21 protein-coding genes and 7 pseudogenes are annotated in these 22624 nt (G+C 65.6%); 10 read left to right on the plus strand and 18 right to left on the minus strand.

The window, feature by feature from the left end; all coding sequences use genetic code 11:
• Positions 1-8: 8 nt before the first annotated feature.
• Positions 9-1217 carry an acetyl-CoA C-acetyltransferase gene (locus tag MLGJGCBP_RS44275; protein WP_160102807.1) on the minus strand — a complete coding sequence of 403 codons (1209 nt, stop codon included), beginning with the start codon at positions 1215-1217 and terminating at the stop codon, positions 9-11.
• 302 nt (positions 1218-1519) lie between these two features.
• Here MLGJGCBP_RS44275 and MLGJGCBP_RS44280 point away from each other — a divergent pair, with 302 nt between their 5' ends.
• Both MLGJGCBP_RS44280 and MLGJGCBP_RS52540 read left to right on the plus strand, forming a co-directional pair.
• The gene (locus tag MLGJGCBP_RS44280; protein WP_160102783.1) at positions 1520-1711 is read left to right on the plus strand and encodes a hypothetical protein; all 192 of its coding nucleotides are present in this window, start codon (positions 1520-1522) and stop codon (positions 1709-1711) included.
• Between the two features lie 324 nt (positions 1712-2035).
• Positions 2036-2410 carry a hypothetical protein gene (locus tag MLGJGCBP_RS52540; protein WP_236581639.1) on the plus strand — a complete coding sequence of 125 codons (375 nt, stop codon included), beginning with the start codon at positions 2036-2038 and terminating at the stop codon, positions 2408-2410.
• A gap of 4 nt (positions 2411-2414) precedes the next feature.
• Here the strand turns inward: MLGJGCBP_RS52540 and MLGJGCBP_RS52545 are convergent, their stop codons facing one another.
• The 4 genes from MLGJGCBP_RS52545 to MLGJGCBP_RS44300 all read right to left on the minus strand — a co-directional run bounded on the left by MLGJGCBP_RS52545 (position 2415) and on the right by MLGJGCBP_RS44300 (position 5656).
• On the minus strand, positions 2415-2555 hold the full coding sequence (locus MLGJGCBP_RS52545; protein WP_236581640.1) for a hypothetical protein: 141 nt from the start codon (positions 2553-2555) through the stop codon (positions 2415-2417).
• A gap of 408 nt (positions 2556-2963) precedes the next feature.
• Entirely contained in the window at positions 2964-4073 is a 1110-nt protein-coding gene (locus MLGJGCBP_RS44290) for an acyl-CoA dehydrogenase family protein (protein WP_160102785.1), read from the minus strand.
• Positions 4070-5278: an acyl-CoA dehydrogenase family protein gene (locus tag MLGJGCBP_RS44295; protein WP_160102787.1), complete on the minus strand. Its 1209-nt coding sequence runs from the start codon at positions 5276-5278 to the stop codon at positions 4070-4072. Before MLGJGCBP_RS44295 ends, MLGJGCBP_RS44290 begins: the two co-directional genes overlap by 4 nt.
• 138 nt (positions 5279-5416) lie before the next feature.
• Complete coding sequence (locus tag MLGJGCBP_RS44300) at positions 5417-5656, minus strand: hypothetical protein (protein WP_160102789.1); 240 nt, start codon at positions 5654-5656, stop codon at positions 5417-5419.
• A gap of 682 nt (positions 5657-6338) precedes the next feature.
• Between MLGJGCBP_RS44300 and MLGJGCBP_RS44305 the strand changes: the two genes are divergently transcribed.
• The 4 genes from MLGJGCBP_RS44305 (at position 6339) to phoU (ending at position 9795) form a co-directional block, all read left to right on the plus strand.
• Entirely contained in the window at positions 6339-6782 is a 444-nt protein-coding gene (locus MLGJGCBP_RS44305) for a hypothetical protein (protein ID WP_160102791.1), read from the plus strand.
• A gap of 78 nt (positions 6783-6860) precedes the next feature.
• Entirely contained in the window at positions 6861-8195 is a 1335-nt protein-coding gene (locus tag MLGJGCBP_RS44310) for an MFS transporter (protein ID WP_268960816.1), read from the plus strand.
• Between the two features lie 530 nt (positions 8196-8725).
• The gene (locus MLGJGCBP_RS44315; RefSeq protein ID WP_160102795.1) at positions 8726-9142 is read left to right on the plus strand and encodes a WhiB family transcriptional regulator; all 417 of its coding nucleotides are present in this window, start codon (positions 8726-8728) and stop codon (positions 9140-9142) included.
• Positions 9139-9795 (plus strand): phosphate signaling complex protein PhoU, encoded by a 657-nt coding sequence (gene phoU, locus MLGJGCBP_RS44320; protein ID WP_160102797.1) that lies wholly within the window; start codon positions 9139-9141, stop codon positions 9793-9795. Before MLGJGCBP_RS44315 ends, phoU begins: the two co-directional genes overlap by 4 nt.
• Positions 9796-10074: 279 nt before the next feature.
• Here the strand turns inward: phoU and MLGJGCBP_RS50965 are convergent, their stop codons facing one another.
• Positions 10075-10206, minus strand: coding sequence for a helicase associated domain-containing protein (locus MLGJGCBP_RS50965; protein WP_201453326.1), 132 nt, complete (start codon positions 10204-10206; stop codon positions 10075-10077).
• 236 nt (positions 10207-10442) lie between these two features.
• Positions 10443-11578 (minus strand): annotated as a pseudogene (locus MLGJGCBP_RS44325) (LLM class flavin-dependent oxidoreductase).
• A 380-nt stretch (positions 11579-11958) separates the two neighbouring features.
• Here MLGJGCBP_RS44325 and MLGJGCBP_RS52550 point away from each other — a divergent pair.
• Positions 11959-12570: a hypothetical protein gene (locus MLGJGCBP_RS52550; RefSeq protein ID WP_236581642.1), complete on the plus strand. Its 612-nt coding sequence runs from the start codon at positions 11959-11961 to the stop codon at positions 12568-12570.
• 68 nt (positions 12571-12638) lie between these two features.
• On the opposite strand, the gene MLGJGCBP_RS44340 is transcribed toward MLGJGCBP_RS52550, so the two are convergent.
• The 7 genes and pseudogenes from MLGJGCBP_RS44340 to MLGJGCBP_RS44355 all read right to left on the minus strand — a co-directional run.
• Positions 12639-13088: a hypothetical protein gene (locus tag MLGJGCBP_RS44340; protein WP_160102799.1), complete on the minus strand. Its 450-nt coding sequence runs from the start codon at positions 13086-13088 to the stop codon at positions 12639-12641.
• The gene (locus MLGJGCBP_RS52555) at positions 13078-13461 is read right to left on the minus strand and encodes a hypothetical protein (RefSeq protein WP_236581644.1); all 384 of its coding nucleotides are present in this window, start codon (positions 13459-13461) and stop codon (positions 13078-13080) included. Before MLGJGCBP_RS52555 ends, MLGJGCBP_RS44340 begins: the two co-directional genes overlap by 11 nt.
• A gap of 113 nt (positions 13462-13574) precedes the next feature.
• A pseudogene (locus MLGJGCBP_RS54505) lies at positions 13575-13793 on the minus strand (IS3 family transposase); the annotation flags it as partial.
• A gap of 162 nt (positions 13794-13955) precedes the next feature.
• Positions 13956-14651, minus strand: a complete 696-nt coding sequence (locus tag MLGJGCBP_RS53895; RefSeq protein WP_442972143.1) for a DDE-type integrase/transposase/recombinase — start codon at positions 14649-14651, stop codon at positions 13956-13958.
• Positions 14611-15219, minus strand: a pseudogene (locus MLGJGCBP_RS52565) (transposase); the annotation flags it as partial. The pseudogene MLGJGCBP_RS52565 and the gene MLGJGCBP_RS53895, both read right to left, overlap by 41 nt.
• Positions 15220-15400: 181 nt before the next feature.
• Positions 15401-15678: pseudogene (locus MLGJGCBP_RS52570) on the minus strand (PAS domain-containing protein); the annotation flags it as partial.
• A 109-nt stretch (positions 15679-15787) separates the two neighbouring features.
• A pseudogene (locus MLGJGCBP_RS44355) lies at positions 15788-16197 on the minus strand (phosphate signaling complex PhoU family protein); the annotation flags it as partial.
• A 144-nt stretch (positions 16198-16341) separates the two neighbouring features.
• Here MLGJGCBP_RS44355 and MLGJGCBP_RS44360 point away from each other — a divergent pair.
• Positions 16342-16578, plus strand: a pseudogene (locus MLGJGCBP_RS44360) (IS3 family transposase); the annotation flags it as partial.
• Between the two features lie 29 nt (positions 16579-16607).
• Here MLGJGCBP_RS44360 and fdhD read toward each other — a convergent pair.
• The 4 genes from fdhD to MLGJGCBP_RS44380 all read right to left on the minus strand — a co-directional run bounded on the left by fdhD (position 16608) and on the right by MLGJGCBP_RS44380 (position 21173).
• Positions 16608-17447, minus strand: coding sequence for a formate dehydrogenase accessory sulfurtransferase FdhD (fdhD, locus tag MLGJGCBP_RS44365; protein WP_160103954.1), 840 nt, complete (start codon positions 17445-17447; stop codon positions 16608-16610).
• Between the two features lie 3 nt (positions 17448-17450).
• The gene (locus tag MLGJGCBP_RS44370; RefSeq protein ID WP_160103956.1) at positions 17451-19751 is read right to left on the minus strand and encodes an FdhF/YdeP family oxidoreductase; all 2301 of its coding nucleotides are present in this window, start codon (positions 19749-19751) and stop codon (positions 17451-17453) included.
• Positions 19752-19795: 44 nt separating this feature from the next.
• Entirely contained in the window at positions 19796-20053 is a 258-nt protein-coding gene (locus MLGJGCBP_RS54510) for a DUF3263 domain-containing protein (RefSeq protein WP_160097163.1), read from the minus strand.
• Between the two features lie 526 nt (positions 20054-20579).
• Entirely contained in the window at positions 20580-21173 is a 594-nt protein-coding gene (locus MLGJGCBP_RS44380; protein ID WP_160097162.1) for a TetR/AcrR family transcriptional regulator, read from the minus strand.
• Between the two features lie 80 nt (positions 21174-21253).
• Here MLGJGCBP_RS44380 and MLGJGCBP_RS44385 point away from each other — a divergent pair.
• Both MLGJGCBP_RS44385 and MLGJGCBP_RS52575 read left to right on the plus strand, forming a co-directional pair.
• Positions 21254-22027 (plus strand): annotated as a pseudogene (locus tag MLGJGCBP_RS44385) (transposase); the annotation flags it as partial.
• Positions 22028-22081: 54 nt separating this feature from the next.
• Positions 22082-22624, plus strand: a 543-nt coding sequence (locus tag MLGJGCBP_RS52575; RefSeq protein ID WP_442972105.1) for an oxidoreductase, incomplete at its 3' end; no start/stop codon positions are given.

Here is a 22624-nt window from a genome sequence, read left to right on the forward strand (position 1 = left end):
CGTTGTCCTCACACTCGTTCGATCAGGGTCGCGATGCCCATGCCGCCGCCAATGCACAGGGTCACCAGGGCGCGCTGCTGGTCGCGCCGTTCCAATTCGTCGATGACCGTGCTGACGAGCATCGCGCCGGTGGCTCCCAGAGGGTGGCCCATCGCGATTGCGCCGCCGTTGACGTTGAGTTTCTCGGCGGGGATTTTCAGGTCGGCCTGGTACTTGAGCACCACCGACGCGAATGCCTCGTTGAGCTCGAAGAGATCGATGTCGTCGGTCGTCAGACCCGTCTGTGCCAGCAGCTTCTCGGTCGCGGGAGTCGGTCCGGTCAGCATCAGTGTCGGGTCTGCGCCGGACACCGCGGCGTGCGCGATACGGGCGCGGGGTTCGAGGCCGAGGCGGGCGCCGGCGGCTTCACTGCCGACGACCACCAGCGCGGCGCCGTCGACGATGCCGGACGAGTTCGCGGCCGTGTGCACGTGATCGATCTTCTCCACCCAGTGGAATTTTTGGAGGGCCGCTTCATCGAATCCGGCGGCTCCCATCGCGACGAACGACGGCGGCAACTCGGCGAGACTCTCCACGGTGCTGGTCGGGCGGACGAGTTGATCATGATCGAGCAGTACCGTTCCGAAGCTGTCGACAACCGGAACGATCGACCGGCCGAAATAACCCGCGGACCAGGCATGGGCGGCGCGCCGATGCGATTCCACCGCGTAGGCGTCGACGTCGTCGCGGGTGAATCCGGCCATGGTGGCGATCAGGTCGGCGCTCACCCCCTGGGGTCCGAGGTGGTTGTCGTACATCGTGGCGGGGTCTGCGTAGAGCGCGCCGCCGTCGCTTCCCATCGGTACCCGCGACATGGACTCGACACCGCCGGCCAATACGACCTGATCCCATCCAGATCGGATCTTCTGGCCCGCCATGTTCACCGCCTCGAGGCCCGATGAGCAGAACCGGTTGATCTGCACACCGGCCACCTGGTCGGGAAGACCGGCGGAGATGGCAGCAGTCTTGGCGAGGTCTGCACCCTGCTCGGACACCGGGGAGACCACTCCGAGGACGAGATCATCGATCTCCGCAGGATCCAGCGTCGGGTTCCGCTTCAGAGTTTCCGTGATCAGGTCTGTGATGAGTTGTATCGGACGCACCGAATGCAGCGCGCCGTTCTGCCGACCACGGCCACGGGGGGTCCTGATCGCGTCGTAGATATATGCTTCCGTCACCGTCAACCAGCCGTCCTCGTTGGGGGGATTACCCCTAGGACGCTACGAAACGCCTGGTCACCGGCAAAGCTCCTGTTGCAGACTGCGACACCATCATCATCCGGGTCGAAGCATGTCTCATTGCGCGACTGGACAGTTCTGCCTCTGGATGTCTGTACCTCGCGATGCACGCGACCGTCATCGCACGCCACCTGCCGATCTCGGGGCGACCCTCACGGTGCCTCGACCACGGCCGAACCTGCCCGTTCCCTTGACCGCGTCCAACGGGCAGCCTGCTCGTTCGCCGAACGGTCTCCACGTTCGTGGCCGATTCGGTCGTCATTGCTACCGGAGGCGTCACGCACCGGCGAGGTGGTGCAGGACTTGCGGATGCGCTGGGCGAGAGCGGAGTTCTCGGGTCTGGGAATGTGGAATACGGTGCCGGCGCCGACCTGGATGAGCTCGCGATTGCCCTCGAGAAGATGGCGGCCGACGATCGCCCGGAACGGGAGTGATGCTGCCTCAGAGAGCGTCTGAAAACTCAGTGCGGGTCAGCGTGTGACGGGTGCGGAATGGGTGAACTCCTGATAGGTCAGTGAGTGTCTACGTCACGACCCGACCAGGAGTTCACTTGCCATCATCGCCCCATTGCGCTGTGCGTCATGCCACACCCCCGATGAGGCGCTGGCGCACCGCCGTGCGGCGTACCCGACCTCGTCTACCACCGACGCGCAGTGGCCGATCCTCGAGCCGCTGCTCCCGCCTCCCGGAAGCACGCGCGGAAAGGGGTGGGCGAATAATACTGCCGTCGTCTGGTACTCGACGCGATCTTCGATGTGGTGCGCGGCGGGATCGCCTGGCGGCAGCCGCCGGCAGAGTTCCCGCCCGCCACGGCGATCTACTCGATCTGCACCCGCTGGGTTCGTGTGTCCATGGTGGACGCGGCCCGGTGCCCTCGGCCGCGATCATCGACTCCCAGTCGGTGCAGTGCACGGCACATCGCGGTGGACTCGAACGGGTTGCTGCTGGCGGTCGTGGTGACGATGGCCAGGGTCCTCGGCCGGGACGGCGCGTTCCGATTACCGGCGGGCCTGCCTGCCCGCTTCTCGACGATCAGTCCGGCGCCATGCCGCGATAGTCGACGAGGTAGATGTGGGCCGACAGCGGCGACGCTGCAAGGCCGATCGATTGGACGAAAAAAGTTCTGTCGCTAACTATTCAGGTCGTCAAGCACACCGACGACGCCTGGGGATTCACGGTTCTGCCCCGCAGGTCGGTGGTCGAGAGGACGTTCGCGTGGATCTGCAAACACCGCCGCTGCGCCCCGACGGCGCAGAAGACTCCCAGGGTGTCCCCCATGCGCGCCTTGCGGGCGAAGCACTATGCGGGTCCCCATAGTCAGGTGCCCGCTTACGCCCCCATCGGCTGGGACGATGGCGTCGACGTCGTCAGGGAATTGAACATGTCCGCGCACGGTGACCGACGCCGTGGTCGCCAGTCCCGAAAATCCCAGGATTGTGGCGGGGTCTGAGATGTGGGCGCAGTAGACCCGGAGCGGTCGGAGGTCGCTTGCTTGCGTGGCCCACGGCGGTGGATCTGGTCCTCCTCACGGACGTCGGCCTGGACGAACGGCGCCGAACCGGTGTGTGGCCTCGGCGGCATGGGCAGATGGGGCGTCGAACACAACGACTCTCACGTCGCCAGCGATCAGTGCTTCGGTCGCGGCCGGACGCTCGCCCGTCGCGATCGCCGAAACTCCGGGTGGTTTCACGCATCGTCTCCTGAGACCGGAGTGCGCAGGCCGAGCGAGCCGGCGAGTCGCGAACGTCGCACATGGATGTTTTCGAGCATCGATTCATCGGCACGGGCACGACGGAAGTAGAGGTGGGCGTCGTGTTCCCAGGTGAACCCGATGCCACCGAGGAGCCGTAGGCCGACCGTGGTCGCTGTCACGGCGGCCGGTGCGACGAAACATTGCAGGGCGTCGACCGCGTGCGTCCGTTCTGCAGGGCGCTCGAACACGGCGAGCGCGTGGTCGTGAAGTGCGACGGCTTGTTCCCAGTGGCAGTAGATCTGCGCGAGTTGGTGCTTGACCGCCTGGAACGATCCGGCCTTGCGGCCGAATGCCTCTCGGTCGAGCAGATATGCGACATCATCGCGCAGCACCCGGTCGATGATGCCGATCTGCTCAGAGGCGAGCAGCAGTGCCGCGAGGTCGCCGGCCCTGGCCAGCAGGTCGCCGCCGTCCTGGACAAACGGTGCGGTCGCGGCGTTCACGGCCACCCGACCGACCGGACGGGTGAGATCGATGGATCGCAGCTCTTTCACGGCGACCGCGCGATCGTCAGTGCGAATGATCGCCAGACCGGATGCGCTCTCGGAGGTGACACCGACAAGCAGGATGTCGGCGTCGAGAACGTCCGGGACTCGAAGCGCAGCCGCATCCAGCACGACCGATGACGGCCCAGTTCGTTCGACTGCGATCGGCGCCTTGAGCGTGGCGAAATCGAGCGCCACCTTCGCTTCGCCCGCGGCGATCGCGGCGGCGGCATCAGCCTGGCCAGAGGCGGCCAAGGCATCGCTACCCACGAGGGTCGGGAGGAACGGGCCGACCGTCAGTGCTGCGCCGAGTTCCCCGATCGCCACCGCGGCGACGCCGGGTGGGGCACCGGCTCCCCCGAGTGTCTCCGGGATGAGAAGGCCTTGCACGCCGATCTCACGGGCTGCGCGAGTCCAGGTGGCGGAGCTGTCGACGCCGCCCGCGGCGATGACCTGGCGGACGTGTTCTCGTGGCGCCCGAGCGGCCAGGAAGTCACGGACGGCTTCGCGGAACGCGTCCAGGTCGTCCTGGCCTGCGATTGACACCGTGGCGGTCATGCCGCGCCCTCCTTGGTTGTGGGTTTCGTTCGGAACGGCAACTTGGTGTCACTTGCCGGCTCGCGGGGTAATCCGAGCAGCCGTTCGGCGATGATCGACAGCTGGATCTCGTTGGTACCGCCACCGATTGCCAAAGCCGGGGTGAAGAGCACATCCGCGGCAAGCTCATCGGCGGCGTCCCCGGCGACGACGTCACCATTGTCCAGTTCCGCTGCCAGCACGCCACCGCGGAGGAGCAGTTCGCCTTGCAGGAGCTTGCCGACCGAACCGCGTGCGCCGGGGTCGACGCCCCGCAGGACATCGCGTGTGATTCGGTCGTTGAACAGGCGTAGTGACTGTTCGAGAAGATAGAAGTCGACGAGCGCCTGCTGTGCGGAGGGCTCGGCGAGGATGCCGCTGGATTCGGCGGCTGCCTTCAAACCCGCGAACGACAATGGACCGCTGCTTCCGCCTGCGGTTCCACCCCCGCTCGTGACCGCCAACCGCTCGTGGGTGAGTAACACGCGCGCGGTGTCCCAGCCGCGGTCGACCTCGCCGACGACCGCGTCCAGTGGGACGTGGACGTCGTCGAAGAACACCTCGTTGAAATGGGCGACACCGGTCATGTCCACCAACGGTTGCACCGTGACGCCGGGTGCCTGCATGTCGACGACGAGCATGGTCAAGCCACGGTGCTTCGGCACGTCAGGGTTGGTGCGGACGAGAATCATTCCCCAATCGCTCACCTCGGCGCCCGTTGTCCAGACCTTCTGGCCGTTGACGATGAAGTGGTCGCCGTCGACAACCGCCCGCGTCAGCAGACTGGCCACATCCGACCCGGCCGCCGGCTCGGAGAAGAGTTGGCACCAGATCTCGGAGCCGTCGAGCATCGGCCGGATGAACCGGCGCTTCTGTTCATCGGTCCCCACACTGAGTATGGTCGGTGCGCACATCCCGAGGCCGATATCGAAGACGACCAGCGGAAGAATGTGATTCGACGCTTCTTCCTCGAAGGCGCGGCGTTCTGCTGCTGTTCGCCCCTGGCCGCCGAACGCCACCGGCCAGTCGATTCCGGCGAAACCGGCCTCGAACATCGCCCGGCGGAACTCCCGCGCGACCCTCAGGTACTCGGGGTCTTTGCGGGATGGGATGGTGGCAGGGGCGTGAGACGCCAACCAGTCCCGGGCCCGCAGCCGGAACTGGTGAATGGTTTCTTGCTCGCTCATGCGGAACTCCTCGACAGGATCAGGGGTGGGACGACAGGCGATCGGAGATCGACCGGACAGTCAGAGGTCGGCAGCTCGGCGAGGCCTTGGCAGCCCAGATGGCCCTGCCCCGGCCGACGAGTCGGGTCCGCGCGCGTGTCAGATCGCGGTGAACTGGGTGTTCGCGGCGAACCGATGCGCCATCCAGCAGAATCCTTTCTGCCTCGGTGCCCGATGGCGGGTCGCGGCGACAGGAATGCCGTACCGGAGCGGCCGGGCATCGACGCCTTCGGCCGGCGGCATATCGCGCACGAAATATGTCAGACCGACATGCTTGGAGACCGAGGTATCGGTACGGGCGAACGGTAACGCCCACCGTGCACCATGCGCACGTGACATCGAGACCTTCTGACCGGTGACGATCCACCGATCGCTTTCTCGGACCAGGCTCCTTGTCGGCGAGGTCGGATTCGGTGCCGGGTTCGCTGGGCAGCTGGCGCCAGATCTCCTCGCCCGTCCACAGAGACTGCAGCCACCGCTTCTGCTGTCCGCGGCCGGCGAATGTAAGCGGAGTCGGAGTCGGAGTCGACATCGCCAGCCCGATCCGGTTTCGGGGCCCGGCGAAGGGACGGCACACCCGCCGCTTCGACCCGCGACACTCCACAATCCCCGGGGCGGAACGAGGCAGTCCGCGTCCGCCGAGTCCATCAGGCCAGGCGGCGGATCCGAACCCGGCGCTGAACCGGGCGCGCAGGAGTGCCGTGGCGTCCACTAATCCGACTGGATGGGGTCGCAGGAATTCATCGACATCGGCATCCAACAAGGCCACGTCGATGACGCCGTCCATGAGTTCGGTCATTCTCCGACGATCCCACGGTGCGGGTAAACCGATGTGTCGCACTCTGCGCCAGTCCGGTTCGCGACGATCTCGGCAGTGGCGCGAAATGACACACCACCATCCGATGCGCACGTGACACCGTCAGTGTGGTTCGTATCACCTCGACCCAAGGATTCAAATGCCCAATCGAACTGCCATCGTGACCGAGCGGCACCCGGGATCAGTGCGAGTATCACAAGGCGTTTGGCCGAGAACCGCACGGTCGCTGTCCTGGACCTCGACAGTGGCGCCGCCGACAAGACCGCCGCAATGAGCGACCTATACAGACCGCGCAGCCAAGATGCGTCTCATCGACGTCTCAAGGCGGCAGCCGCGGCAATCACGGGTGTCGCCAAGGACCGGGCCGCCCCGACAATTCTCCCCCATAACGCGGCGCAGTCCCGCCGCGACTGCCGCGTCAACGTCAACGTCAACGTCGAGACGACGGCTCTGCTCCCGTGCCAGCGTGGCAAGGGCCGTCCGATCCCACTGTTCGTGACGATTATCCGTCAGGTTCGTCGACCGGGCCAAGACCTCCTCGGCCCTGCGCGTCTCTACGGTGAGATCTCTCAGGCGGTGGGGCACGCATCCGCGCGATCGGCGTCCCGAACAACGGCGGCACGTGCCGCCGCGACACTGTCTGTCTGAATATCCGAACAAATACATTGGCTCAGTTGAAGAAGAGGGTGTGGAGTGGACATCATTAGTGCCATCAAGACGTCGAAAATGAGACCGTACCAATACGTCATCGTTTTCTTGTGCACGTTCTGTTCCGTGATCGACGGCTACGACTTGATTGTCATGGGATACGTTCTCCCGAATCTACCAGCGGGATTCACCACTGCAGATCAGAAGGGGTACCTGATCAGCGCCGGCCTCATCGGCATGGGCGTCGGCGCCGCGATTCTCGCCCCCCTGGCAGACAAGATCGGCCGGAGGCCACTGATCATCATGGGCTTGACCGTCACCACTAGCTTCGTGGCCGCGACGGCGCTGGCGCCGACCGCCGAAGCGATGATGGCCGTCCGGTTCGTCACGGGCATGGGTGTCGGTGCCGTCATGGTCTCGAGTATCGTTCTTGTGCAAGAGTTTTCGCCCGTTTCTCGACGGAACTTCGTCATCGGAGTGCTTGGTGTCGGCGGGCCGGTCGGCGGCATGATCGCGGGATTCGTCGGTTTGTCGTTGACGTCCACTTTCAGCGGTGCGTGGCAGCCCCTGCTCTGGGCGGGGGCGGGGATCAACGTGATCGGCCTCGTGCTCGTCGTGTTCCTGCTTCCTGAATCCCTCTCATTCTTGATGTCCAAGCGGACACCTGCTGCGCAGCGAAAGATCGAAAAGATCATTGCGAGGGTCGGAATCACCGGTGTCGATCCTTCGGCTCCCGCCCCCTCCACCGGGGAAGCTGAGACCGGCGAAGGCAAGCAGCGATTGCTGGGCAGCACGCTCAGAGAGCGATCGATTCTGTTGTGGATCGCATACGGTGGTTTTCTGGCAGCGTTCTACTTCGTCAATACGTGGACGCCTCAGCTCATTTCCGATGCGAGCGGTGACACTCAGGCCGGAGCGCTCGTCGGGACCATTCTCAGCATCGGCCAGATCGGCGGATCTGTTCTATTCGGGTTCGTCGGGCTGAAGGTGCTGGCGACCCGTATCTCCTGGACGGCGCTGCTGGTATCGGTGGTGAGCGTCGTCGGGTTCGCACTCTTACTCGGCAGTACCGGGGCGTTGGTTGTTGTGGTCGTCCTGGGAATCGCGATATATGTCGGTGCCGCATCGTTCGGCGCAATGGCCCCCGGCATGTATCCGCCACTTGCCCGCGCGAAGGGATACGGCATGATGCTGGGAATGGGCAGGATCGGCGCGATCGCCGCCCCGATCGGCGCAGGGTACGGATTGGCGGTACTGGCCCCCACTCAGCTGTATCTCGCGGCGTCGGTACCACTGCTCATCTCTGCGATCTGCTGTTTCCGGATTTGGCAGATCACCCGTGATGAATTCGATCGCGAGCGAGCGAGCGCGAGGCCGGAAGCCACGTCTGTCGTCGCGGAGCTTGAATCCTAAAATTTGCGGAAACCCGTCACGATCGTTCCCCAGCCGGGCGGGCAACCCCGGCTACGACCAGGCGCACGAATCCCGACAGAGGATGCCAAGAATTCCAACGACGGCGACGGAATGGTTGCCTCGTGAAAGTTTCGGCTAGCTGGCCTGGGTCCGACGGCGCGTGCGGCGGTGTGAACTGCCGGCCGGGTGATGCTGGGCAAGTTCAAGCTCCGGCTGGCGCATTGGGGTAAGAATCGTGGCACCGGCACCCCAACAACCGGGTACAACCACGGACTCGACATCCGCGATGTTCCTCGCCTGTGCCCCACTATCGGGTTGAGCCCTTGGGGGGTTCCCTCGGCTAACCGGCGATAGACCTGGACGATCGACCGGGTGGCGCCGAGGTCGGGTCTCCGCTATACCTCACAAACAGGGTATTCGGTTTCGTTATCGGAACGAGGCGTAGCTGATACCCCGCATCATAGAAAAGGCTTCGCGACGTGCGGATCCGTTCCGACGGCTCCGCTGCGTGGGAACGGAAGGAACCGCCAGTGCTGCCCGTAGGACCCTCATCGCCGCCGCCCACCGAGGAGGCCACCCCCGGTGCCGGGGACTGGCGCGAGGCCGCCGCGTGCCGCGGCATCGAATCATCGGTGTTCTTCTCCCCGGACGCCGAACGCGGCCAGGCCCGGACCCGACGCGAATCTCAGGCTCGGCGGATCTGCCAGGACTGCCCCGCACTCAGCCGGTGCCGCGACCACGCCCTGGCCACGGGCGAACCCTACGGAATCTGGGGCGGCATGACCGAAACCGACCGCAGACGACACGCCCAGCGGCTGCGTCGCGGCGAGCACCGGCCCCGCACGCCGCGGCACCCTCGACCGGCGTCCGCCGGCACCGGGGAAGCGGCCTCCCGGCAACTACTCGGGACCAACCCGGCGACCGAAGTCCGGCGGAGTGCACGATGATGCGAACGCGGACGACGTTTCACGAGCAGCTCGAAACGCTGACCGACCGGCTGGCGTCGATGTGTCACCTGGCCGGGGAGGCCATCGACACGGCCACCGACGCCCTCGTGCGGGCCGACCTTCCGCTGGCCGAGCGGGTCTTCGACCTCACCGAGCAGATCGAAGCGTTGCGAGGGCCCTGCGAGGAGCAGGCGCTGGCGCTGCTGGCGCTGCAGGCGCCGGTGGCCCGGGACCTGCGGCAGGTCGTCACCGGGGTGCACCTGGTGACGGATCTGAGCCGGATGGGCGGATTGGCGCAACATGTCGCCGAGAGCGTGCGCCGCCGGCACCCCGACCGCGTCACCTCCGGGGAGGCGGAGGAATTGCTCGCCCGGATGGGGCGGGTGGCGGGCGGGTTGGCCAGAGTCGCCGAACAGGTCCTCCGCACGCATGATCCCGAACTGGCCGCCGAGCTCGGCCGGCGCGACGACGAGCTCGACGACCTGCACCGACGACTGCTCACCCTGATCCAGGACCCCGCCTGGACCGGCAGCATCCCGGCCGCGGTCGATGTGACCCTGCTCGGCCGCTTCTACGAACGTTTCGGCGACCACACCGTCGTGGTCGGACGCCGGGTGGTCTTCCTCGTCACCGGCGAACAGCTGAGCCCGTAGCGGGCACCCTCGGGAGGCTCGGTGGTGGCGTCCGCCGGCAGACCCCCGCGGCGGACCCGAGATGCCCGGCACTAGGCTGCCGTACGCTCGTCGGCAGCACTTGTGACGAGTCGATGCGTGGCATTTCGGTGGGCCGCTGGGCGCGCGTACATTGAGATTCGCGGATCGAGAGAGTAATCGGTAACGGTGAAATGCTCGAGAAGCAGAGATCCGGCCGAGAATGTGAAAGCATTCCCGGCCGAACCCCTGTCTGGGACATGTCCCGTGGACTTCCCGGTGTCAGGCACCCCTTCCCAGGTTGACTCCCTCCACGGCGTACTTGTTGTGTACGTTGGCGTGGCCGTTCTCGTCGGCAAATGCCTGCAGAAGGCCGAGGTTGTGGTGAATCGAGGATGTCGTGTGCTCGACCATCTTTAACCATCGACCGTGAACGGCATGCCCAGCCGATCCACGAACCAGGGCGCCGAGCACCTCGGCGATCTGTGTGACGGTAGCACCGTGAGCCTTCATGTGCGGGCCTGCGCGACGGGCGGTGTCGGTCAGGGCAGACCGGTCGGCCTCCGACGCGGCCGCGTCTGCGGGCCTCGGCGAGCCCGGCGAGGGTGTTCTCCCGTTAACGGCTGGCACAGCAAAAGCAAGGGGGCCCGTCACAACCGGCGGACGCCGCGCAATACCTTCGCGAAGGATATCGACGCACGGAGGCCTTCGCTCAGTCGCGGATGACACCCGCCGAGGTCGACCATCACGGCGTAGACCAGGCCGTGGTCGCGCCGTTCGGCGATCTGGTCGAGAACCTCTGCGGGTGTGCCGACCAGGAAGAAGTCGCGGATCAGTGACACGGGCGCGCGTCGGCCGTAGTCCAGCGCGGTCGCTTCGTCGATGGTCTGGGGGAGGATGTCCTGCGCACCGGAGAACGCCGGGCCCAACGGATGCTCGACACGGTGGTGGGCCCAGGTCTGCGCCGAGGCGGCGAGCGCGAAGGCGCGAACCACGGCCGAGCCGAGGATCTCGTCGACGATCGACCGCGACCGTCCTGTGATGACCCACATCCATCCTGCCGCTTGGACTGCGGACGGGTCGCGACCCGCATCCGACGCCGCGGACCGGACCGCGTCCAGTTTGTCGCGGTACTCGGCCGGGCTGCCCGGAAACGCCGGCAGCCACGCGTCGGCGTACCGGCCGGCCGCCTTCAGCACCCGCGGCCCGTGCGCCCCCATCCACAGCTCCGGCCGCGTGCCGCGGTGCGGTGGCAGCGCAAAGACCGCGTCTCGCAAGGGGAAGAACTCCGAATCCCGGGAGATCGGCTCGCCGTTGGACTCCCACAACGCCCGGATCGTCTCGACAGCTTCCTCGAACCGGGCCACCGGGCGTTTCCAGTCGACACCGTAGGGCTCGTTGTTCTCGCGTTCACCCGGGCCGATCCCGAGAATCGCGCGTCCGCCGCTGAGCAGGTGCAAGGACGCGGCGGCCTGCGCGGTCGCCTGCGACCGGCATCGGTGACCCCGACACCAAGCCGTAGCCGGCTCAATCGGTTCCGGGCCGCCGTGTGCCCGAGCAGGGTCCACGGTTCGTAGTACGCATCCGCGCGTGGAGCGATCCGCGCGCCGCCCGCGTGGGACGGCGTCCACACCGACGAGGGGAACAAGCCGATCAAATGGTCGACGACCCACAGGGAATCGGCGCCGGTAGAGGCAGCAAGGAACTCGGCGTTGCGCCCGGTGAAATCCGGCGCGAAGCGGCAATGGAGACCCGGATCGACTACCCCGGTCCTGAGCCGCACCATCCGCCTCTCCCCACAACTCGAATGCCCCTCTTTCGGTGTTCAAGTCTGGCAGCACGTACCGCTCAACCGCAGCCCCTTCTATGCCGAAGTCCAACTGGGTGTGGTCACCGGAGTAGGCCCCGGCACGACCACTGATCGGCACGAATTCTGGCCCCGGGCTGAAGGATGCCAGTGGTCGCGGTCGGGTGGTGCGGCGTGTCGGCACGAATCTTGGCCCAACCCGGGTTCGGATTTCCTCGTTGGACATGTTTCAGCGAGGGAGGACCGGTGAAGAGATCGGGTTCGCGGATGAAGTTGTTCGAGCAGATCCGCCGTGATCGGCGGGATTCGGATTTGTCGATTCGGGAGTTGGCCCAGCGGCACGGGGTGCACGGCGCACGGTGCGGCAGGCGTTGGCCTCGGCGGTGCCGCCGCCGCGCAAACCGTATCGCCGCCGGGTGCGGCCGGCGATCGACGATTGGGCCGAGCTGGTTGATTCCTGGCTGGTCGCCGACAAGCAGGCACCGCGCAAGCAGCGGCACACCGCGCGGCGGGTGTGGCAGCGGTCGGTGTCCGAGCATGGGGCGACGATGTCGGAAGCGACGGTCACCCGGTATGTCCGCCGCCGCAGCGAGTTGGGGCTGGCTGCGATCGAGGTGACGGTGTCGCAGACGCATCTGCGGTCCTCGCGTATCTGCCCGACGTGCGGGCACGAGCCCACCACTCGCGCCGAGGCCGCGCATCAACGCGCTGACCTCGCCGTGGATTGGCTCCATCTGGATCCGGACCGGTCCGGGCAGCTGACCAGCAGGTACCACTGTCGGCATTGCGAACCCGATCAGCCCGCCGTCGACATTGCCGGCACCATCTGTGGTGACGGCCCCATCCTCACCGGTCCGTCCGCCGCGCGCATGGAGATCGGTTCGCTTCCCGATTCGATTCTCCGATGGCTGACGGATGCCGGCTGGGACACCGCATCCGCACTGCGGTGCCCCGTTCCCTCATCCACGTAGGAACGTCCCTCGAGGTGGACCAGGGAGCGGCAATTTCGGCCCACAGCAACCGACAAGCACCCCGGTGGTTACGTCTCACCTGGTGACGAGGTTCCAGGCTCGAGGTGATCAACCAGGCGCGGATGGCCCGAGCGGCGCGAGGGGTGGAGCGACCGGTTACGTGCGTCGCGCCGGAATTGGTCGTTCTCGATGGTCAGTACGTGCAACGCACGAGCGAACGTTTCGCTGGTCAGGCGGTAGCGGTCCCGTTCGTCTCGCAGCGACTGGTTGGACTTCTGCAAGGTGGCGATCTGCACGCGGAGCTCGACCTCGTTGTCGGGGACGCCGGCGCGGGTTCGTCGCTGCGCGTAGAAAAGATCCTTGAGGTCGGTGTGCTTGTGGGTCAACTTGTTTCGCTTCACCCCGGCTTCTTGCGCGAGGCTGACGATGTCCAGCTTGCCGGACGACCGCAGCGGTGTGCCCGCGAACAATCGCTGCATGGCCGCGGTGATGGCACGCCGGTCGTCGTCATCGGTCAACGTCGGTCTCCTCGCGGTTCGTGGTGCGGGTTTTCTCGTGTTGTGCGACGAGCTTGTTCAGGTGGTCTACGCGTTGTCGGAGGCGTTCGCGCAGCGGCATCGGGGTGGCCGGCTCGACGATTTCTGCGCGGAGTCGGGCGATCTCGGTGCGCAGTGCCGCAATGTGGGTTTCGGTGCGCGCGATGTTCGCGCAGGCCGGATCGCACCGGTCGATCGCCGGGGAGGTCGACCCGCCGGACGGGTGGACGCGGTCCGGGTGGCAGAGCGCTTTGGCGGGATCGTAGTTGCAGGTGAGGATCCGGCGTAATCCGTCGCGGGCTCGCCCGGCGTAGCCGTCGGTGACCGTGGACGCGCGTAGGTGCCCGTACTGCACCGTGAGGTTCCCCCTCTTCTCCGGAGACGTTTCAATCTGGCTCCGGTGAGCTCTGCTTGGATGATATCTGTCTCCTCTAGCTCCGGCCGGACATGGTGGGCGCGTTCGTACTCGTCCGGTGAGAGTCCCGCGAGACCGGCTTGGATCCTGCGTGGGTTGTACCAGGTGTCGATGTACCGGAACAAAGCCGACTCCGCCTCCGCTCTGGTTACGAATATGATTGTGGGCCAATAGATCAACTCGATCTTGAGAGTCGACCACAGATTCTCCGCCAACGCATTGTCGAAGTTGTCCCCGACGCTGCCGGTGGACGGGGCGATGCCGGCGTCCACGAGAGCCGCTGGGTGAACCGCAGCGCCGTATATTGGCAGACCTTGTCGGAGTAAGCCGAATTCCGTTTAACAGCGATTATGCCGGGGTTAAGCCGAGGAATTCAGGGTTGGGCCCGGTCAGCTGCCTGTTTCTGTCGGATTCCTCGGCTTAACGTTTCAGGTTCATAACAGACTGTAGAGGGTTTGCAGTGTGCCCTCGGCGAGGTGGTGTTCGGCGGGGGCGCCGGATGTTGAGGTGGCGCGGCGTTGACGGCGGCGCGAATCATGTCGATGGTGGCGAATGGTAGAAGGTGTTGATGATCGGTACTTTTTGCGCCGAGGAGACGCAGCTCGGCAACACGACCGCACCGATCCTGGTGATCGTAGTATCCATCGCCGCCTCCTGCCCATAGGGGCATCGACACGACACAAACGTAAGCCAGACAACCAATCGTTAAGCCGAAGAAATACTGAGAAACCTTCAGCAGCACAAACGAACTCGCAGTTCCTCGGCTTAACGGCAACCTCGGCATGATCGGAGTCGAAAATAAGTTCCCTGCCGCGGACGTCGCGGGAGAGCAGGGCGTAGTCGAGCGCCGAGAGCACCAGATCGGTGTCCGCGCGCGGCCCGGCGCGCCAGCCGACCACCTTGTTCGAGAACGCGTCGCGCACGCTGGCCAGCCACAGCACCCCCTCTCCGGTCGGGATCCGCGTCAGATCCGCCACCCATTTGCGGTTCGGTGCGGTCGCGGCGGTAGTCACGGTCCAGCAGGTCCGGGGCCGCGATGTGCCGAGGGTTCTGCTTCGTGGACCCACCCTTCCAGCCTTTGCGCAGGTAGGCGCCCCGGCGATCGTTTTCCCGCATGATCCGCTCGACACGTTTGCGGCTGACCCGCACCCCGCGGCGACGTAGCTCCAACCACACCCGCGGGGATCCGTAGGTGCCGGCGAACTTATGGGAGGCGCGGATCTCGTCGGTCAACCCGAGCAGCTCGACGTCCTCCCGTCGCCGCCGAGCGGGCAAGGTCGCCCGTGCCCGCCAGTCGTAGTAGGTCGACGACGCGATACCCAGGACCCGTAGTACGAGACCGACCGGGAAGTCATGAGCATCGATGGACCTCATGACCCCCCTGCGGGTCGGGTCGATCTCGGAAGCGAAAAGCGCACTTGCCGCGCGTAATACGTCGTTGACACGGCGCAGTTCGGCGTTCTCCTTCGCCAGGCGCCGGTTCTCCTCCAGCATCGACGACGACGGAAGATCGTCGTGCTCGCCGTGATCGGCCGCAGCATGGCGGATCCAGGTCCGCAGCGCCTCCGGGTGCACGTTCAGCTGCTCAGCCAGCCGTCGGATCACCGGCCGTGGCTCCGACTCCCGGTACAACCGCACCGCACGCTCCCGCAGCTCCGGCGGATACTTCCTCGTTCCCACAGTGACATCCTCCTCCATCTACCCAGGATCAGACCTGGTTCGGAAGTCTCCGGGAAAACGCGGGAACCTCATTCCAACTCCGTTCAGCGTGCGCCGGTCTGGGTAGTCGAGCGAAGTTGCCCCGGCGATCGACCGGGCACATCCGTCAACGATCAGGAGGTGGGTTCCCGGGGCAGAGAACAGCGCCGGCCCTGCCTTCGACGTGGCGGACCTTGCCGGTGACAGTGATGATGCGATGTTTGCTGGAGAAGGGTTCGGCGTCGTTGATCATCCGGTCCAGCACCCCGGCGACGTGCGGGTGGTCCTCGGGATGTTAGTGGGAGAGCAACAGTTCGGTGGTCGGGATGACCTCACCAGGTGCGTATCCGTGCATCTGTGCGTCGGCCTCGGACCATTTCCACCGTTGCCCGTCCAAGAGAACCGGAAGCCGCCCACCCGTTGCGGCGTGCCGTCGCCGAACACCTGCTCTGCATCCACACCATGGTCCTTAGCGCATCGGCTGCTGGGTGTGAGACCCATTCGGCGGGTCGCCGGTCAGCGGATCGACCGAAAGTACTGTGTGACAGTCAACGCCGCGGGCTAGCACCTAGCTCCGCACTTGCCCGGTGACCAGAAAGGTCACCCGCCGTCCGACCACAACGGTGTGGTCGCCGAAGCGTTCGTAGAAGCGGCCGAGCAGGGCCACATCGACCGCGGCGGTGATGCACCTGACCATTCCGGATCCTGGGGCAGGTCCCACAGTTGCCGGTGCAGGGTATCGAGTTCGTCGTCGCGGCGGTCGAGTTCGGTGGCCAGTCCGGGATCTCGGGTGCGCAGTACCTGTTCGGCCAGGAGCGCCGACTCGCCCGTCCGCCGCCCCATCCGCTGCAGGTGTTCGGCCTCGCCGGTGGCGACGTGGTTCGGGTGCCGGCGGCGCACACTCTCGGCGACATGTTGGGCGAGTCTGCCCATCCGGTGCAGATCCGTCACCAGGTGCACCCCGGTAACGACGCGGCGGCGACGTAGTCGGCCACCAGGAAGAATTACCATTGAGGAGCTGTGCAGGGGATGCGGTCGGCTCAGTTACCAGCGAGTACCTGTTCAGGCGTGCGACTGTTTGAGTCTGGCCAACCGCAACCGCACCGAACCGCCGCAACGATGAATGCCCTCACCGAGTCGTTCTTCCAAGGCCTAAAGCGGGAATGGCTGCACGGACGCAGCTGGACGTCGAAGTCGCAGGCACGGCTGGAGCTGTTCGACTGCCTCTCGTACTTCAATCGGCGTCGCCGTCACTTTCCGTGCGCCCGCCGGTTCCATCCCTCCGCCCTCGGCTACCTCACACCGGTCGAGTTCGAACAACAGCTGAGGGCGTCGTCTACGCTGTCAGTCGCCGCATGAAATCGGGTGTCCACTCCCGAGGGGCAACCTCATGCCCGCGGGGCGGAGTCGACTATGCGATGGGAATGGGTGTAGAGGTTCATGGTGGTGCCGCGGAGGAACCCGATCAGGGTGAGTCCGGTGTCGTGGGCGAGGTCGATCGCCAGCGACGACGGCGCGGACACCGCCGCGAGAATCGGGATCCCGGCCATCACCGCCTTCTGCGCCAACTCGAACGACGCCCGACCACTGACGAGCAGCACCGTCCCGCGCAGCGGCACCCGATCCTGTTCGGTGGCCCACCCGATCAGCTTGTCGACGGCATTGTGCCGGCCGACGTCCTCCCTGACCGCGAGCAGTTCCCCGGACCGGGTGAACAACCCCGCCGCGTGCAAACCCCCGGTGGTGTCGAACACCTTCTGCGCCGCCCGCAACCGGTCCGGCAACTCCGCGATGGTCGCCGCCGCCACCCGCACCGTGTCGGTGGCCGGGGAATGCCGGGTCCGTTGCCGGATCGCGTCGAGGGACGCCTTCCCGCACACCCCGCACGAGGACGTGGTGTAGAAGTTGCGTTCGATGCCCATGTCCGGCAGGAACACTCCCGGCGCCAGGTCCACATCCAGCACGTTGTAGGTGTTGACGCCGTGCTCGTCGACGCTGTTGCAGTACCGTATCGACGCAATATCGGCGCGCCCGGTGATGATGCCCTCGGTCAGCAGGAAGCCCTGCGCCAACTCCACATCCGAGCCGGGGGTCCGCATCGTCACCGCCAACGGTGTGCCGTTCACCCGGATCTCGAGGGGTTCCTCCACCACCACCGTGTCCGGGCGGGTCGAGTGCCGGGTGTCGGTGATCCGGGTGACCGGGGTCCGGGTCGTCACCCGCCCCACCGGTCAGCCCCGCTTCTCGAGGCGGATGGTGACCGCCTTCGACACCGGCGTGTTCGACTTGCGCGCGACGTGATCGAGCGGGATCAGCGGATTCGTCTCCGGGTAGTAGGCGGCCACATTCCCGACCGGCGTCGGGTAGGGCACCAACCGGAAATCCTCCGCCCGCCGCTCCTCCACGCTGCCGTCCGCCGTCGTCCATTCGGAGACCAGGTCCACCCGATCCCCCGCCGCGTACCCGAACGACTCCAGGTCCTCGGCGCTGATGAACAGCACCCGCCGACCACCCTTCACGCCGCGGTAGCGGTCGTCGAGACCGTAGATGGTGGTGTTGTACTGATCATGCGACCGCATGGTCTGCAGGATCAGCTTCCCCGCCGGCACCGGCACCCAGGACAGGTCGTTGACCGTGAAATTCGCCTTCCCCGTGCCGGTGTCGAAGCGGCGCTCGTCCCGCGGGGGGTGCGGCAACCCGAACCCGTCGGGCCGGCGCACCTTCCGGTTGAAGTCCTCGAACCCCGGGATCACCCGGGCAATGGAATCGCGGATCCGGTCGTAGTCGGCGGTGAACTCCGCCCACGGCACCGAATGGTCCGGCCCGAACAACGCCTGCGCGATCCCGCAGACGATCGCGACCTCACTACGCAACTGGTCACCGGCCGGGGGCAGGCTGCCGCGGGAGAGGTGCACCATCGACATCGAATCCTCGACACTGACCTGCTGCTTGCGGCCGGCCTGGACATCCTTGTCGGTGCGGCCCAGCGACGGCAGGATCAGTGCGGCCTGCCCGGTCACCAGGTGCGAGCGGTTCAGTTTCGTCGACACCTGCACCGTCAACGCACACCGGCGCAGCGCGGCCTCGGTGGTCTCGGTGTCCGGGGTCGCGGAGACGAAGTTGCCGCCCATCCCGATAAACACCGACGCCCTGCCGTCGCGCATCGCCCGGATCGAATCGACCGCATCGAACCCGTGCTTACGCGGGGAGGTGATGCCGAATTCGGTATCCAGGGCGGTCAGGAAGGATTCGGGCATCTTCTCCCAGATGCCCATCGTCCGGTCACCTTGGACGTTCGAGTGGCCGCGCACCGGGCACACCCCGGCGCCCGGTTTGCCGATCATCCCCTGCAGCAGCAGCAGGTTCACCGCGTCCTGGATGGTCGCGACCCCGTGGGTCTGCTGGGTCAATCCCATCGCCCAGCAGATGATGGTCTTCTTCGATCCGATCAACGCGTCCGCGGTGGCCCGGATCTGCTCGAGCGTCAGCCCGGTGGCCTGCACTACCGTGCCGAGATCGACCTGCTGCAGGTGCGCCGCGCACTCCTCGAACCCGGCGGTGTGCCGGTCGATGAACTCCCGATCCAGCACGGTGCCCGGTGCCGCGTCCTCCGCCTCGAGCAGCAACCGGCCCAACCCCTGGAACAACGCCTGGTCGCCGCCGATCCGGATCTGCAGGAACTCGTCCGCGATCTGGACCCCGTCGCCGACGACGCCGTGCACCTTCTGCGGGTCCTTGAACCGCAGCAGTCCGGCCTCCGGGAGCGGGTTGATCGCGATGACCTTCGCGCCGTTGCCCTTCGCCTTCTCCAGCGTCGAGAGCATCCGCGGATGATTGGTCCCCGGATTCTGCCCGGCGATCAGGATCAGGTCGGCGTTCTCGATATCGGGGACCGACACCGACCCCTTCCCGATCCCGATCGTCTCGACCAACGCCGATCCGGAGGATTCGTGGCACATGTTCGAACAGTCCGGCAGGTTGTTCGTCCCGAACGCCCGGATCATCAGCTGATACAGGAACGCCGCCTCGTTCGACGTGCGCCCGGAGGTGTAGAACACCGCCTCGTCCGGCGACGCCAGAGCGCGCAGTTCCCCGGCGATCAGCGCGAACGCCGCGTCCCACCCGATCGGCTCGTAATGCGTGGCCCCCGGCAGCAGGACCATCGGATGCGTCAACCGGCCCTGCTGGCCCAGCCAGAACTCGGTGCGACCCAGCAGATCCGCCACCGAATGCTCGGCGAAGAACTCCGGTGTCACGGTGCGGGTGGTGGCCTCCTCGGCGACCGCCTTCGCGCCGTTCTCACAGAACTCCGCGTGCTTGCGGTGCCCGGGGGTTTCCGGCCACGCGCAGCCCGGGCAGTCGAATCCCTGCCGCTGATTCAGCTTCATCAGGGTCCGGGCCGTACGCACCGGACCCATCTGCTCCAGCCCACGCTTGAGCGAGACCAACACCGCAGGAACACCTGCCGCATAGGACTTGTTCCCAGATACGACAAGCTCGGATTTATCGATTTCGTGCAAAGGGTTGAGCATTGGTCACGCTTCCATGGACTGGGCTGGGTAGCGGCGAACGAGGTTCAATGTATCGCTTCCGACAGGACACGTTGCGGACTACATGGCCGTCCGTCACGCTTCGCCGCCAGTTTCGCACGAAGGGTGGTTCGCTCAGCGACTGACAAACTTCGTGAGGCAACGGAATCGAGAAGTTCGAGAAGCCGTTGTTCATATCTGAGCGGTGACATGCCGAAGCCGATGAGAATTTCTTCGGCCGGGGGCCCCCCGTAAGGCAACCATCGGCATGCGAGCTTGAGGATCGCTGCATCGACACTGCTCACGAACCTTGTCCCCTTTATGTGTTTGTGGTGTCAGGACGACCCACCGTCAATCAACTCTTAAGTGGCGCGGTACTCGCGTCGTCAGTCCGCTGTTTCCAGAGTGATTCGACGCCTGTAGAGCACACACAGAAAGATCCAGGTGCAAACCATCCCCGTCCCGTGAAGTTGAGCATCGACGCCGACAAGTGCAGCCCGTGAGATACCTCGTCCGGATGGAAGTCGCGGAAACGGTGTCGCTCGCACAGCAGTCGGTCAAGGACGTCTGCATAGTGGCCTGCACATAGGCACCTGTCGTAGTAGTAGCTGGGTGTCGAGGCTGACATACCGGCATTCCACATATTTTCAGACCCGATGTCGCAATACTACACTTTGCCCGCGACGCTTGGGATCGCCGCCGCCGGCGGGCCATGTACCGACTTCGCCGACGGGTTCGACGCGATGCCGGCGGGCTGACAGGCGACCCCCGGCCGGGTCGGGACCCGGCAGCGTAACGAGACACCGCCCGGCCCGATCAGCTGCTCGCTCGCTACTGCGAACCGTTGGTCGCGCCGGCGACCGCGGAGACATAGCCATCGGCAAGTGCCCCCAGGGACGCACGCGCCATCGAAGAGAGAACCACCGCGATGTTCGACGGCCGTTTCGCACCCCCCGGACGGGACGTGTCCGACGAGATCAGACTGTGGACCGCCCGCACAGCCGAGGCCAGCTCTTCCCTGGTCCGTCCGGGATATCCAGCACCGAGGGCGCGGATCCACCGATCCACATATGCTCGCTTCCTCCGCATGATGTTGGCGCGATACACCTGCGACAACGTCGTCTGTTCACGGTTCCAGATGATCGTGAGCTCCGGATTCTCCATCGTGAACTCGACGTGAGCGGCAATCAAACGTTCGATCTCGAACTCCGGGGAATCGGTGGGCTCGCCGATTCTCACCAGCAGTGCATCGAGAAGCCGATCGAACAGCACAGCAAGAATTTCCTCCTTGCTGGAAAAATGCCGGTAGACAGCCGAACCCGTGATACCTGCCGCCCCCGCGATGGCATCGACGCCGACCCCGTCGAAACTCCGCTCGGAGAACAGCTGGGTCGCCGCTGTAAGGATCTGATCTTCTCTTGACATACTGCAATCCTATGATGGGTACTCACTGGAAACGCGCGTTCACCTGTTCCTGGTCACACCGTCATCATGCCCCCGCCAACGTCGGATTCGACGACGACCTCGCCGGCGAGGCCACCCGCGTGAGCAACCGCATCCGAGGACTGCTCACTGGAATCCATCCGGCTCGAACGGGTCCTCGGACCCCACATCACCCATCCGGCGGTCCTCGAGATCCTCTCCCGCTGCGGCGGACCAGCCGGGATTCGCAAAAGCAGGCAAGCGAAAACTCACCGCGATCGCAGTCAAGCACGCGCCCCGCATGGGCACCCGACTCGTCGACAAGATCCTCACCGCCCTCGACGAGCAGACAGTGGTGGTCCCCGGCACCCAGGCCGCCGAGACGATCCTCCCCAAACTTGCCGACACCCTGAAAGAGACTCTCCAACAGCGGAAACGGTCGCCGAAGACGTGGAAAGGGCCCCCGATGACCACCCTCTTTCCCGGGTCCTGACCTCGATGCCCGGCAACGGTTTCTTCGGCGGCAGCCCGGTCCTGATCGAGGTCGGCGACGGCTCCGCCTTCGCCTCCGCCGCCCATATGGCGGCCTACGCCGGCATCGCACCTTCTCACCCGTAAATCGGGGCTCCTCGATCCGTGGCGAACACCCCGCCCGCTCCGGCAACAAAAAGCTCAAACGCGCCCTGTTCCTGTCGCGTTTTCCGCCCTCCACGACCCCACCAGTCGCGCCTACTACGACAAAAAGCGTGCCGAGAAGAAGAAGCTTGGGCGCGGCCCTGATCTGCCTCGCCCGACGCCGTTACGATGTCCTCTACGCCATGCTGAAGAACAAGGAACTCTACCGGGTACCACTTCCTCAGCGGCTTGACGGGAACCATAGGGACACCCCCCGCCACGACCGGCCGTATCCGATGCCCGAGGCTCTGGATGGAGGCGGCGTAGCCGGCGAAATCCGCCATCTCGTGGACGCCGCGGTCCGCGCGATTCGGGCCGGCTTCGAAGGAGTCGAGATCCACGGCACCGGAGGCTACTTACCGATGCAGTTCCTTTCGTCGTCGACCAACCGGCGCACCGATGCCTACGGAGGCACCACCCAGAACCGCGCACGTTTTCTGCTCGAGTGCATCGAGGGCGCCGCCGAGCGGGTCGGTCCGGAGCGAGTGGGAGTCAAGCTCTCCCCCGGTTTCTACTTCAACGACGTACACAACGTCGACACCGCTGAACTGTATGCATATCTGTGCGGGCAGGTCCGATGGGGCTTGTTTTCGCCGACTATCGCGGTCACCACTCCGAGGAGGGCATCGACCCCATCGGCTTGGTACACCAACATTACTCCGGAACCATCATCGCCAACGGCGGTTTCACCAGAGGTTCCGCCTAGAGCGTGTCTGCTATTTGCGGACACGGTGATGAATAACAATCGCGCCGAGGAGTACGCCACCGAGGAAGGTGGT

Origin of the sequence: Rhodococcus sp. T7 (assembly GCF_009872365.1) — a bacterium.
Lineage (GTDB): Bacteria > Actinomycetota > Actinomycetes > Mycobacteriales > Mycobacteriaceae > Rhodococcus_F.

Excerpts from the sequence above, each read along its gene's own strand:
- MLGJGCBP_RS52545 (WP_236581640.1), bottom strand. The coding sequence starts at position 2,555 with ATGGGGGACACCCTGGGAGTCTTCTGCGCCGTCGGGGCGCAGCGGCGG.
- MLGJGCBP_RS44290 (WP_160102785.1), bottom strand. The coding sequence starts at position 4,073 with ATGACCGCCACGGTGTCAATCGCAGGCCAGGACGACCTGGACGCGTTC.
- MLGJGCBP_RS44295 (WP_160102787.1), bottom strand. The coding sequence starts at position 5,278 with ATGAGCGAGCAAGAAACCATTCACCAGTTCCGGCTGCGGGCCCGGGAC.
- MLGJGCBP_RS44300 (WP_160102789.1), bottom strand. The coding sequence starts at position 5,656 with ATGTCACGTGCGCATGGTGCACGGTGGGCGTTACCGTTCGCCCGTACC.
- MLGJGCBP_RS44310 (WP_268960816.1), top strand. The coding sequence starts at position 6,861 with ATGAGACCGTACCAATACGTCATCGTTTTCTTGTGCACGTTCTGTTCC.
- phoU (WP_160102797.1), top strand. The coding sequence starts at position 9,139 with ATGATGCGAACGCGGACGACGTTTCACGAGCAGCTCGAAACGCTGACC.
- MLGJGCBP_RS50965 (WP_201453326.1), bottom strand. The coding sequence starts at position 10,206 with ATGGTCGAGCACACGACATCCTCGATTCACCACAACCTCGGCCTTCTG.
- MLGJGCBP_RS44370 (WP_160103956.1), bottom strand. The coding sequence starts at position 19,751 with ATGCTCAACCCTTTGCACGAAATCGATAAATCCGAGCTTGTCGTATCT.
- MLGJGCBP_RS44380 (WP_160097162.1), bottom strand. The coding sequence starts at position 21,173 with ATGTCAAGAGAAGATCAGATCCTTACAGCGGCGACCCAGCTGTTCTCC.